Annotated in this window: 11 protein-coding genes; 6 read left to right on the top strand and 5 right to left on the bottom strand. The window is 67.8% G+C overall.

All coding sequences use genetic code 11. The features are described 5' to 3' along the window. Nucleotides 1–231: hypothetical protein (locus tag WMK75_RS16690; protein WP_347268731.1), on the top strand; the 231-nt coding region annotated here is incomplete at its 5' end. A gap of 473 nt (nucleotides 232–704) precedes the next feature. Here the strand turns inward: WMK75_RS16690 and WMK75_RS16685 are convergent. Further along, the gene (locus WMK75_RS16685) at nucleotides 705–2,129 is read right to left on the bottom strand and encodes an HlyD family type I secretion periplasmic adaptor subunit (protein ID WP_347268730.1); all 1,425 of its coding nucleotides are present in this window, start codon (nucleotides 2,127–2,129) and stop codon (nucleotides 705–707) included. After that, entirely contained in the window at nucleotides 2,126–3,868 is a 1,743-nt protein-coding gene (locus tag WMK75_RS16680) for a type I secretion system permease/ATPase (protein WP_347268729.1), read from the bottom strand. Before WMK75_RS16680 ends, WMK75_RS16685 begins: the two co-directional genes overlap by 4 nt. Before the next feature lie 157 nt (nucleotides 3,869–4,025). On the opposite strand from WMK75_RS16680, the gene WMK75_RS16675 reads away from it, so the two are divergent. Further along, entirely contained in the window at nucleotides 4,026–4,748 is a 723-nt protein-coding gene (locus WMK75_RS16675; RefSeq protein WP_347268728.1) for a VacJ family lipoprotein, read from the top strand. Next, nucleotides 4,738–5,334, top strand: coding sequence for an ABC transporter substrate-binding protein (locus WMK75_RS16670; protein ID WP_347268732.1), 597 nt, complete (start codon nucleotides 4,738–4,740; stop codon nucleotides 5,332–5,334). Before WMK75_RS16675 ends, WMK75_RS16670 begins: the two co-directional genes overlap by 11 nt. Before the next feature lie 4 nt (nucleotides 5,335–5,338). On the opposite strand, the gene argF is transcribed toward WMK75_RS16670, so the two are convergent. The 3 genes from argF to WMK75_RS16655 all read right to left on the bottom strand — a co-directional run bounded on the left by argF (nucleotide 5,339) and on the right by WMK75_RS16655 (nucleotide 8,602). Continuing rightward, entirely contained in the window at nucleotides 5,339–6,265 is a 927-nt protein-coding gene (gene argF, locus WMK75_RS16665; protein ID WP_347268727.1) for an ornithine carbamoyltransferase, read from the bottom strand. A gap of 174 nt (nucleotides 6,266–6,439) precedes the next feature. Then, complete coding sequence (locus WMK75_RS16660; RefSeq protein WP_347268726.1) at nucleotides 6,440–7,612, bottom strand: aspartate aminotransferase family protein; 1,173 nt, start codon at nucleotides 7,610–7,612, stop codon at nucleotides 6,440–6,442. Nucleotides 7,613–7,780: 168 nt separating this feature from the next. Next, a complete protein-coding gene (locus tag WMK75_RS16655; RefSeq protein ID WP_347268725.1) occupies nucleotides 7,781–8,602 on the bottom strand; it encodes an ABC transporter permease in 822 nt (273 codons plus the stop codon). 128 nt (nucleotides 8,603–8,730) lie between these two features. On the opposite strand from WMK75_RS16655, the gene WMK75_RS16650 reads away from it, so the two are divergent. From WMK75_RS16650 to metG, 3 genes are read left to right on the top strand one after another with little or no spacing between them, the layout of a single operon-like run. After that, nucleotides 8,731–9,336, top strand: coding sequence for a GcrA family cell cycle regulator (locus tag WMK75_RS16650; RefSeq protein WP_347268724.1), 606 nt, complete (start codon nucleotides 8,731–8,733; stop codon nucleotides 9,334–9,336). 3 nt (nucleotides 9,337–9,339) lie between these two features. Then, entirely contained in the window at nucleotides 9,340–9,762 is a 423-nt protein-coding gene (locus WMK75_RS16645; protein ID WP_347268723.1) for an NUDIX hydrolase, read from the top strand. 60 nt (nucleotides 9,763–9,822) lie between these two features. Continuing rightward, nucleotides 9,823–11,541, top strand: a complete 1,719-nt coding sequence (metG, locus tag WMK75_RS16640) for a methionine--tRNA ligase (RefSeq protein WP_347268722.1) — start codon at nucleotides 9,823–9,825, stop codon at nucleotides 11,539–11,541. Nucleotides 11,542–11,925 lie beyond the last annotated feature (384 nt).

Raw genomic sequence — 11,925 nt, 5'->3', positions numbered from 1 at the left:
CGCGGGTCGTTCCCGACCGACGATGCCGCCATGAAGCTGATCTATCTGGCCATCCGCAGCTTCGAGAAGGATGGCCGTAATGTCCGGGAAGGGTTTGCACGAAAGCCGCCTGATCATGCCCTCAGGCCATCCAGGAATTTACACCACCTTGACGGACGTGACCCGTCCAGCGCGACAGTGGTGGTTGTCTTGCCGACACCGCCCTTGAGATTGATCGTTGAGAAAACGTGAGCCATTGGAACCTTCCTCTTTCGCAGCCATGATCGCAACTGTGATCGGCGGAACACTGGGCCCAATGCCAGCACGGCAATTGGCTTGGGGGAGTTCGCAATTCGTGCCCGCCAGTTGGCGACCACCTGTCTGGAGACCCCGGCCATCTCGGCTATCTCGTTGATGCCGACAAGCCCGTCATCCACCCGATTGAATCCCTGTGAACGTTGTACACATCGCGCGTTCACAGCGTTCACAGCGAAGCTGTCAACGGGTGGTTCCGCCGCTTCCTGGCCTCGGCCCCCCCTCCCGCGCGCCTCCGGCGATGCGGTGGCAATCCGGGCCTTCGCCTGCGCCGCCCGTCCAGCCGCAGAACGGCCTCGGGACGCAGCAGGGCAGCGGCCTGTGCCCCGCCCTCATGCATGGCGAAACGGCGAAAGGGGCTTCGCAATGCGCCGGCAACCGCCGCGCGATCCAGCCGGGGCCGCGAGACTTCAGTTCTCGCGGAAGGCGCGCGTGAAGTAATCCGACAGCGGCTTGACCAGATAGGCCATGGGGCTGCGCTCTCCGGTCTGGACATAGACCTCGACCGGCATGCCGGGCACCAGCTCCAGCCCTTGCAGCTTGTCGACCTGTTCCGGCGGGATCGTCACCTCGGCGCGGTAATAGGGGATGTGGGTCGCCTGATCGACCAGCGTATCGGCGGAAACCCGGCTGATCACGCCATCGATCTCGGGCGTCGTGCGTGACGAGAACGAGGAAAAGCGCAGCACCACCTGCTGACCCGGATGCACCTCGTCGATGTTGATGGTGGCGACGCGGGCCGCGACCACCAGCGGACGGTCCTGCGGAATGATGAAAAGGATCGGATCCGCCGGACGGATGACCGAGCGCGGCGTGGTCACCTGCAACTCCTGCACCACTCCGGCCACGGGCGCGCGGATCTCGAGCCGGTCGATCTTTTCGACCAGAGCGCGGCGGCGCTCGGCCAATTCCAGTTCGCGGTAGCCCAGTTCGCGCAGCTCGGTCTCGGCCGCCTCGCGGCGGGTGGCGGTCTTTTCCAGCCGCGACAGGTCGATCTCGGCCATCTGCGTTACGGCGCGGGCGCGGGTGGCGGTGGTCTCGCCCAGCAGCCCGTCAAGCCGCGCCGCTTCGCGCTCGAGCGCCAGAACGCGCGGAGCCTGGGCCAGGCCCTTTTCCAGCAGCCCGCGCTGGTCGCGCAGCTCCTGCGCGATGAAATCGCGCTGCTGCTGCAGGGCGCGCGCCTGGGCATCGATGCCGCCGATCTGCGACTGTACCTGTTCGGACTGCTTGGCAAGCTGGCCCAGCGCCTGTTCGAGCGTGTCGCGGCGGGCAAGGAACAGGCTTTCCTGCCCCTCCATCAGGGCGCGAAGATCGGGGCGGTTGCGCACCGCCGCGACCAGCTCCTGCGGGAAGCTGATCTCGCCCATGTCCGCGCGCTCGGCCTCGAGCCGGCCGCGGCGGGCGAGGATCTCGTAATACTGCCCCTCGACGATGGCCAGTTCCGTGCCAAGCAGCGTGCCGTCCAGCCGGATCAGCGGCTGTCCGGCGGTGACCTTGGCGCCGTCATGGGTCAGGATCTCGGCGACGACGCCGCCATCGGGATGCTGCACCACCTGCCGGCGCTGCTCGACCTCGACCTGGCCGGGGGCGACGACCGCGCCGGCGATGCGCGCCGTCCAGGCCCAGAGGCCAAAGCCGCCCATCAGCACCATGAGGCCGACCAGGCCCAGGATCACTGCGCCGCGGGCTGACCAGTCCGGGCGCTGATGCCTCGGCGCCATGCGCGGCACCGGCGCCTCGGCCGGGCGGGCGCGAAAGCGCGGCGCCGGCTCGGGTGCGGTGCCGGCGGGCAGTTTCTCGACCGGCGCACGGCCGTGTCCGGGCTGATCGGTCATGTCACACCTCCGCCCTGGCCCTGGGCCCGCGCAATCTGGTCGGCGTTCCGGACCAGCGATTTCAGCACCTCGTCGCGCGGACCAAAGGCGCGGCGCGTGCCCTGGTCCAGCACCAGCAGCAGTTCGCATTCGGTGATCGCGGCCGGGCGGTGCGCCATGATGATGACGGCGCCGCCCCGGGCCTTGATGTTGCGGATGGCCAGGTTCAGCGCCGCCGAACCCTCATTGTCGAGATTCGAGTTCGGCTCGTCGAGGACAAAGATCACCGGATCGGCGTAAAGCGCCCGCGCCAGGCCGATGCGCTGGATCTGCCCGCCCGACAGCCGGCCGCCGGTCTGCGTCACAAGCGTGTCATAGCCCTGCGGCAGATCAAGGATCATGCGATGTGCCGCCGCCGCCGTCGCCGCCGCCACCACGCGCTGCGCATCGGGCTGGGGAGAGAGGCGGGCGATGTTTTCCGCGATCGTGCCGTCAAACAGCGTTACCTGCTGCGGCAGATAGCCGATCAGCCCGCCCAGCACATCCGGGTCGTATTGGTCAAGCGTGGCCCCGGCCAGCCGGATCGAGCCGCCGGCGATCGGCCAGGCGCTGATCAGCGCCCGCGCCAGCGTCGTCTTGCCGGCGCCCGAAGGGCCGATCACCCCCAGCGCCTGGCCGGGGGTCAGATCGAAGCTGACCGAGCGCAGCGTGGCCGCGGCCTGGCCGGGCGGCACCACGGTCAGGTTGCGCACCTCAAGCCGGGCCTCGGGGCGCGGCAACGGCGTGCGGGCCGGCAGCGGCGGGCGGCGCGACAGCAGATCGCCCAGCCGGTTCCAGCCATCCTGCGCCCGCTGCACCACCGACCAGCCGCCCACCACCTGCTCGACCGGGGCCAGCGCCCGACCCATCAGGATCGAGGAGGCGATCATCGCGCCGGGCGTCACCTGCTGGCGCAGCACCAGCAGCGCCCCCGCCGCCAGAAGCGCGCTTTGCAAGAACAGCCGGAAGGTGCGGGAAAACACCGTGAAGCTGGCGGCGCGGTCGGTGCCGCGCATGGCGGCGACGGTGGCGGTGTCGCGCGCCTCCTGCCAGCGCTGGAAGGCAGCCGCCCGCATGCCGAGCGAGCCGATCAGCTCGCCCTCGTCGCGATAGAGATCGGACATGCGCTCGGCCGACTGGCTGGCGATCGCCGCCTGCTGCAGCGCATCGCGGCTAAGCCACTGGTTGAGCAGCGTCGCCACCACCAGCACGATCATGCCCGCCGTGGCCACCGCCCCCAGCAGCGGGTGAAAGACAAAGACCGCCGCCAGGAAGAACGGCGCCCAGGGCAGGTCGAACAGCGCCATCAGCACCGGCGAGGCGATCAGCCGCTGCACCGCCTCGAGATCGCGCATGCCGCCGCGCACCACCACATCCGAGCCGAGGGCATTGCCGTCCTCAAGCGCGGCGGTGAACACCCGCCCCTCCATCCGGTCCTGGAACCGCGCCGCCACGCGCACCATGATGCGGTTGCGCGCCAGGTCGATCACCCCCATCAGCGCGAACAGGAACACCACCAGCAAGAACAGCGCCGTCAGCGTCTCGACCGAGCGGCTGGACAGCACGCGGTCATAGACCTGCATCATGAACATCGGGCCGGTCAGCATCAGCGCGTTCACCACGAAGGAAAACACCCCGACAAAGGCGAAAAGTTGCCAGGCCCGGCCACGCGCCGCCTTCAGTTCGCGTCTGCCGTCATGTCGCTTGGGCGGCAAGGCCATGCCGGTTCCTTCCTGATCGGTTGCACCGGGCTTGCCCGGCCTTTGCACAGCGCATATCCCAAGACGCGGCGGGCATACAGCCCGCATCCACCCCGCCGGCCCGGGCCCCGATTCGCCCCTTGCCCTGACGTTCTAGATGCAAAAGGTTATCAGAAGCTTGCGTTCCCGGTTCATCACGATTTTCGCCCTGATCGGGCTGGTCTCGGCCTGTGCCGGCCCCGGCGACGGCAGCGGAATCAACGACCCCTACGAGCCATTCAACCGCAAGATGCACGCCTTCAACCGCGGCCTCGACGCGAATGTGGTCAAGCCGCTAAGTTCGGGCATGTCCGGCGAGGGCGGGGCCGGCAGCGGCGCGGTGCAGGCGGTCGGCAATTTCGGTGCCAATCTGGCGCTACCCGGCAAGGTGGTGAACCACCTGCTGCAGGGCAAACCCGAGCCGGCCGCGCGCATGACCTTCCGCTTTCTGGTGAACACGACGCTGGGCCTTGCCGGCCTGCTTGATCCCGCGGGCAAGGATTTCGCCCTGCCCGAGGAGGACACGGATTTCGGCCAGACCCTGGCCAGCTGGGGCGTGGGCGAAGGCGCCTATCTGGAACTGCCGCTGATCGGGCCCTCAACGCAGCGCGATGCCGCCGGGCGCGTCGTCGATCTGGTCATCGACCCGATGCGGCAATGGCTGAACCGCGACCAGTATCTGATCGGCATGGGCGCGCGCGCCGTCTCAAAAGCCGGTGAACGCGGGCGTTTCGGCGATTCGGTCGATTCCATCCTGCATGAAAGTGCCGATAGTTATGCGCAGACGCGGCTGATCTGGCTGCAGCATCGACGCCACGAGCTTGGCGAGGAAGGAGAGCAGATTGACCCCTATGCCGAGTAATTCCCGCCGCGGCTTCCTGACCCTGCTGGCCGCGGGCCTTGCGCTTGCCGCAAGCCCGGCACGGGCGCTGGACACCGACGAGGCGCGGGCGCTGATTCAGAAGTCGCTGGACGAGGTCTATGCGGTCATCAATTCGGGCCAGCCGCCGGCGCAGATGTTCAAGGCTTTCGAGGCGATCTTTGCCCGCTACGCCGATGTGGACATCATCGCGCGCTCGGCGCTTGGTCCGGCAGCGCGCCAGGCCAGCGCCGCCGAATTCGCCGCCTATCGCCAGGCCTTCCAGGGCTATATCGGGCGCAAATACGGCAAGCGCTTTCGCGAATTCGTCGGCTCGCGTATCGAGGTCACCGGCGCAAGACCGGTCAAGTCCTTCTATGCCGTCACCTCGGTCGCGCATCTCAAGGGGCGCAGCCCGATGGAGGTCGAATGGCATGTCTCGGACAAGTCCGGCAAGATCCGCTATTTCAACATCATCATCGAGGGCGTGAACATGCTCGCCTCGGAACGGGCCGAGATCGGCGCCATGCTGGCGCGGCGCAAGGGCGACATCGCCGCCCTGACCGCGGATCTGCAGCGGGTCGGCTGAGCCGCTAGCGCCCGAGGCACCAGCGCATGACCGCCTTTTGCGCATGCAGGCGGTTCTCGGCCTCGTCGAAGATGACCGAGTTCGGGCCGTCCATCACCGCGCTGGTCGCCTCGTCGTCGCGATGCGCGGGCAGGCAATGCATGAACAGCGCATCGGGCCGGGCGCGTGCCATCAGCGCCTCGTTGACCTGGTAGGGGCGCAGCTGGTTGTGGCGCCGCTCGCGGGCGGATTGCGGATCGTGCATCGACACCCAGGTGTCGGTGACCACCAGATCCGCGCCGGCGACCGCCTTCATCGGGTCGCGCTCGATCAGCACCTTCACGCCCTGCGCGCGGGCAAACTCGACTGCCTCGCGTTCCGGGTCCAGCGTCGGCGGGCCGGTGAAGGTGAAATCATAGCCGAACTGCCCGGCGGCATGGATCATCGAGGCGCAGACATTGTTGCCGTCCCCCGACCAGACCACCTTGCGCCCGGCGATACCGCCGCGATGTTCCTCGAAGGTCATCACATCGGCCATGATCTGGCAGGGATGGGTGCGGTTCGTCAGCCCGTTGATCACCGGCACGCTGGCATGTTCGGCCATTTCCAGCAGCGTCGCTTCCTCGAACGTGCGGATCATGATCAGATCGACATAGCGCGACAGCACGCGGGCGGTGTCGGAGATGGTCTCGCCATGGCCCAGCTGCATCTCCTTGCCCGACAGCACCATGGTCTGGCCGCCCATCTGCCGTACGCCGAGGTCAAAGCTGACGCGGGTCCGGGTCGAGGGCTTTTCAAAGATCAGCGCCACCATGCAGTTTCGCAGCGGCAGGTCCTCGTCCGGGGTGCCCTTGGGCAGGCCGGCGCGCGCATCCTTCATGCGCCGCGCCGCATCGATCATGCCCCGCAACTCGGCCTTGTCGGTGGTGTGGATGTCAAGAAAACTCTTCATGGGTTCAGGTCTTTCGGGATTTTCGCCAGCAAGCCGCTTTGCAGGGGCAAGGTCAAGGGGCGACCGCCGGGCGGCGGTTGCGAGGGGGCTTGCGGGCCTCATCGGTGGCGGGTCATCGCCCGGGCCATGATCCCGTCGTCGTCGGGGCGCCACGGATCGCCCCGGAGGCCGGACCTATCCATGCAGCCGCCCGGCCGCCCGGTCGAGCCGCGCCACCGCCTCGGCGATCTCGTCATCCGAGATGGTCAGCGGCGGCAAGAGCCGCAGGGTATTGTCGGCCGCGGCCACGGTCAGCAGATGTTCGCCGTAGCCCGCCTGCACCAGATCGCCCGGCGGCACCCTGCATTTCAGCCCCAGCATCAACCCCTGGCCGCGCACGGATTCGAACACCTCGGGGTGGCTCGCGACCAGCCCCTCCAGCCGCTGGCGAAACAGTGCCGCCTTGCGGTTCACCTCGGCCAGGAATTCGGGCCTGGCGATGATCTGCATCACCCGCACACCGACGGCGCAGGCCAGCGGATTGCCGCCATAGGTCGAGCCATGCGTGCCCGCCACCATGGGTGCCGCGGCCTTTTCTGTGGCCAGCACCGCGCCCAGCGGAAAGCCGCCGCCGATGCCCTTGGCGACCATCATGATGTCGGGGGCAATGCCGGCATATTCATGCGCGAACAGCTTGCCGGTGCGGCCCATGCCCGATTGCACCTCGTCCAGCACCATCAGCGCGCCGCTCTGGTCGCACAGCTCGCGGATCAGGCGCAGGTCGGCGTCGGGCAGCGGCCGGATGCCGCCCTCGCCCTGCACCGGCTCCAGCATGACGGCGGCGGTGCGATCCGAGATCGCCGCGCGCAGCGCCGCCATGTCGCCCCAGGGCAGCTGGCGAAAACCCGGCATCAGGGGGCCAAAGCCCTTGACCATCTTTTCCGCCCCCGAGGCGGCGATGGCCCCGGTCGAGCGGCCGTGAAAGGCGCCCTCGAAGGTCAGGATCTCGATGCGCTCGGGGTCGCCCTGCTCGGCCCAGTATTTGCGCACCATCTTGATCGCCAGTTCCGCCGCCTCGGTGCCGGAATTGGTGATGAAGGCGGTATCGGCAAAGGTGTGCTCGACCAGCAGATCGGCCAGCTTTTCCTGCTGCGGGATCTGGTAGAGGTTCGAGACATGCCAGATCTTGCCCGCCTGTTCGGTCAGCGCCGCGACCAGATCGGGATTGGCATGACCCAGCGCGTTGACCGCGATGCCCGCGCCCAGATCCAGATATCGCGTGCCGTCGGTGGCGATGGCCCAGCTGCCCTCACCACGCTCAAATGCGATGGGGGCGCGATTATAGGTCGGCAGGACGTGCGAAATCATGGAGTTGTCCTTTTCGGAGAACAGCCGCGCGCGGGCGGCACCAGCAATGTCGGGAAGGCAGGTGTGATCGGTCGTCGACAGTGTCAACGTCGGGGACGGGCGATAGGGGCGGTCCGCGTGATCATGCCCCTCGCATAGCGCGGAAGCCCCGGGGGCGCAACGCCCATTTCAGGGCTTCATGCGATAGCCCGAGGCCAGCCAGCGCCAGGTGAGCGCCAGCACCAGCGCCGTCGCCAGGGTGCAGACGGCAAAGCCGCGCAGCACCGGCGCGTCCGAGACCCCCGCCATGCCAAAGCGCGCGCCGTCGATCAGGTAGAAGACCGGGTTCCAATAGGCCAGCACGCGGAAAGGCCCGGGCAGGGCGGCGATGGAATAGAAGGTGCCCGACAGGAACGAAAGCGGCGTGACGATGAAATTGCTGATCACCGCCATCTGCTCGAATTTCTGCGCCAGGATCGCCGCCAGCATCCCCAGCCCGCCCAGCAGCAGCGCACCGAGGACCACGAAGGCCAGCGCCCAGAACGGATGCGCGATGCCCTGCCCCAGGACTAGCGCCATGCCCAGGGCGATGACCGCAGCGACGATCAGCGACCGCGCCAGCGCCCCCGCCAGATAGCCCGCCAGGATTTCGGCCGCCGACAGCGGCGGCATCAGCGTATCGACGATATTGCCCTGCATCTTGGCCGAGATGATCGAGGAGGAGGTATTGGCGAAGGCGCTCTGGATTACCGTCATCATCAGGATGCCGGGCCCGAGAAAGGCCAGATAGGGCAGGCCCATGACCTCGCCCCGGTTCTGGCCCAGCGCCAGGGCAAAGACCAGGACGAACAGCCCCGCCGTCATCAGCGGCGCCAGCACCGTCTGCTGCCAGACGCCCAGAAAGCGCATGATCTCGCGCCGGGCCAGCGTCGCCAGCCCCAGCCAGTTCACCCGGCCAAAGCGTCTGACGCCCATCTGGCGGTATCCGGGGCGGGTCGATGAGGGTTGCATCCGGGCTCCTTGAATTTGCGGGGGCATGCGGGTAAATCTGGCTATCCCCGGTTTTAAGGCCGGGTTTTGCGGAATTGAAGTCATCAGAAAGCTAGGCGCCGCTCCTCCCGGCGCATGAAAGGCAAGCCATGTCCTGGACCGATGAGCGCGTCGAGACGCTGAAACGCATGTGGGCCGAGGGCCAGTCGGCCAGCCAGATCGCCAAGGAACTGGGCGGGGTCACCCGCAACGCCGTGATCGGCAAGGTGCATCGCCTCGGCCTGTCGAACCGCAGCGAGGACAGCGCCGAGACCCCCGCCCCCGAGGCGGCGCGCCCCGCCGCCGCCCCGCCCCCCGAGCCGAAACCCGCGCCCGAGCCTGAACCCGTCCCCGAACCGGTCGCCGCCGCCCCGGCCCCCGAACCCGCGCCCGAGCCGGCCCCGGCCGCGCCGGTGGTCACCCCCGGCTTCAGCCGCCGCCCGATCGTGCCCGCCGGACAGCCGCTGCCGCCGCAGCCTTCGCTGAACGAGATCAGCCCCGAGGCGCTGGCCTCGGTGCGCGAGGTGGAAAAGCGCGCCCGCAAGCTCAGCCTGATGGAACTGACCGAGCGCACCTGCAAATGGCCGATCGGCGACCCGGCCACCGAGAAGTTCTGGTTCTGCGGCCTGCCCTCGGTGCCCGGCAAGCCCTATTGCGAGGCCCATGTCGGCGTGGCCTTCCAGCCGATGAGCGCCCGCCGCGACCGCCGGCGCTAGGCCTTGGCGCCGTTCCCCCGGCTGGCCGCGCTGGCGGTGCTGCTGGACGGCGGCCGCGTGCTGCTGGTGCAGCGCCGCAACCCGCCCGACGCCGGGCTCTGGGGCTTTCCGGGCGGCCATGTCGAACCGGGCGAGACCGCGCTCGAGGCCGCCCGGCGCGAACTGGCCGAAGAAACCGGGGTCATCGGCCGGCCGCGCGCCTATCTGGACAATATCGACGTGATCGAGCGCGGCGCCGACGGGCGGCTGCGCTTTCACTTCCTGCTGGCGGCGGTGGCCTGCGATCTGGTCTCGGGCCAGCCGGTGGCGGCGGACGATGCGCTGGCGGCGGACTGGGTGCCCATAGACGAGGTGCTGGCCGGGGCGCGCCCCTGCAGCGCCAGCGTGGCCGGCATCCTGCGCAAGGCCATGGCCCGGCAGGCTTAGGCTGGCTTTCGCCGCGGCTGCTGGATAAAGAATTCGGCGACAAGCTTACAGGACCCGGTCATGGCGCGCCATCTCATCACTTCCGCAATTCCCTATATCAATGGCATCAAGCATCTCGGCAATCTGGTCGGCTCGCAGCTGCCGGCGGATCTTTACGCGCGCTATCAGCGCGGCCGCGGTCATGAGGTGATGTTCATCTGCGCCACCGACGAACATGGCACGCCGGCGGAACTGGCCGCCGCCAAGGCCGGGCAGCCGGTGGCGGAATACTGCGCCGCCATGCACGAGACCCAGGCCGGGATCGCCCGCGACTTCGGGCTGAGCTTTGACCATTTCGGCCGCTCCTCCAGCGCGCGCAACCATGCCCTGACCCAGCATTTCGCCGGCAAGCTGGACCAGAACGGCTGGATTTCCGAGGTCGAGGAAAAGCAGGTCTATTCCATCGACGACGGTCGCTTCCTGCCCGACCGCTATATCGAGGGCACCTGCCCGAACTGCGGCTATGACAAGGCGCGCGGCGACCAGTGCGAGAACTGCACCAAGCAGCTTGACCCGACCGACCTGATCGAGCCGCACAGCGCCATCAGCGGCTCGACCCGGCTCGAGGTGCGCCGGACCAAGCACCTGTATCTGCGCCAGCGCGCCATGAGGGATCAGATCGAGGCCTGGATCGACAGCAAGACCGACTGGCCGATCCTGACCACCTCGATCGCACGCAAATGGCTGCATGACGGCGACGGGCTGCAGGACCGCGGCATCACCCGCGACCTTGACTGGGGCATCCCGGTCCGCAAGGGCGATGATCCCTGGCCGGGGATGGAGGGCAAGGTCTTTTACGTCTGGTTCGACGCGCCCATCGAATATATCGCCGCCACCGCCGAAGGCACCGACCTGAAGGACCTGCCCGACAGCGCCTGGCGGCGCTGGTGGCGGCTGGACGAGGGCGCGGATGACGTGACCTATACCCAGTTCATGGGCAAGGACAACGTGCCCTTCCACACGCTTTCCTTCCCGGCCACGATCATCGGCTCTGGCGAGCCGTGGAAGCTGGTGGATTACATCAAGAGCTTCAACTACCTGACCTATGACGGCGGGCAGTTCTCGACCTCGCAGGGGCGCGGCGTGTTCATGGACCAGGCGCTGTCGATCCTGCCGGCCGACTACTGGCGCTGGTGGTTGCTCAGCCACGCCCCGGAATCGGGCGACAGCGAATTCACCTGGGAGAATTTCCAGCAATCGGTGAACAAGGATCTGGCCGACGTGCTGGGCAATTTCGTCAGCCGCATCACCAAGTTCTGCCGCTCGAAGTTCGGCGAGACCATCCCCGAGGGCGGCGCCTACGGGTCCGAGGAAGAGGCCCTGATCGCGGCGCTTGACGCCCGCATCCGCGCCTATGAAGGCTTCATGGACCATACCGAGGTGCGCAAGGCCGCGGCCGAGTTGCGCGCCATCTGGGTGCTGGGCAACGAATACCTGCAGGCGGCGGCGCCCTGGTCCAGCTTCAAGACCGACTCGGAAAGGGCCGCCATGCAGGTGCGGCTGGGGCTGAACCTGATCCGGCTTTACGCGGTGCTGTCGCAGCCCTTCATCCCCTTCGCGGCCGAGACCATGCTGGCCGCCATGCGCGCCGACGACCGCGACTGGCCGGGCGACGTGGCCGCGGCGCTGGCGGCGCTGCCCGCCGGCCATGCCTTCACCGTGCCCGAGGTGCTGTTCGCCAAGATCAGCGACGAGGACCGCGACACCTGGCAGGAGCGCTTCCGGGGCATCCGCGACTGAACCGGCCCCGCCGCCGCGACCGCGGCGACCGCCCTAGGCCATCGGCCGAACAGGGCCGCGGCCGAGGCATGGCTGGTGCGGGCGGCGGGCATTGAATGCCTCTATATCTAGATGTCAGCCTGTATCAGCCATGCTCATAGCCCTTGATATTGCAGCGGGTTTCTGTTTCGTTCAGCATCAGGCAAAATCACCCTGCATCACCTCATACTAAATCTAGGGGTGGACTAAGAGGGGGGCTGAGATTCTGGCCGGAAAGGTGGACCATGCGGGCAACCAACAGACTGAGCGCCAAGGGGGCGGCTTCGCTTGCGTGTTTCGCGTGATGGCGGGCAGTGATTTCAGATGATGGCGGGCGCCCGTTTCGCGCGATGACGGGCATTGATT

This window comes from Paracoccus sp. (in: a-proteobacteria), assembly GCF_039808215.1.
Classification (GTDB): domain Bacteria; phylum Pseudomonadota; class Alphaproteobacteria; order Rhodobacterales; family Rhodobacteraceae; genus Paracoccus.
This window is presented reverse-complemented; position numbering and strand designations above follow the sequence as displayed.

Excerpts from the sequence above, each read along its gene's own strand:
- WMK75_RS16680 (WP_347268729.1), bottom strand. The coding sequence starts at position 3,868 with ATGGCCTTGCCGCCCAAGCGACATGACGGCAGACGCGAACTGAAGGCG.
- WMK75_RS16670 (WP_347268732.1), top strand. The coding sequence starts at position 4,738 with ATGCCGAGTAATTCCCGCCGCGGCTTCCTGACCCTGCTGGCCGCGGGC.
- metG (WP_347268722.1), top strand. The coding sequence starts at position 9,823 with ATGGCGCGCCATCTCATCACTTCCGCAATTCCCTATATCAATGGCATC.
- argF (WP_347268727.1), bottom strand. The coding sequence starts at position 6,265 with ATGAAGAGTTTTCTTGACATCCACACCACCGACAAGGCCGAGTTGCGG.
- WMK75_RS16655 (WP_347268725.1), bottom strand. The coding sequence starts at position 8,602 with ATGCAACCCTCATCGACCCGCCCCGGATACCGCCAGATGGGCGTCAGA.
- WMK75_RS16685 (WP_347268730.1), bottom strand. The coding sequence starts at position 2,129 with ATGACCGATCAGCCCGGACACGGCCGTGCGCCGGTCGAGAAACTGCCC.
- WMK75_RS16660 (WP_347268726.1), bottom strand. The coding sequence starts at position 7,612 with ATGATTTCGCACGTCCTGCCGACCTATAATCGCGCCCCCATCGCATTT.
- WMK75_RS16650 (WP_347268724.1), top strand. The coding sequence starts at position 8,731 with ATGTCCTGGACCGATGAGCGCGTCGAGACGCTGAAACGCATGTGGGCC.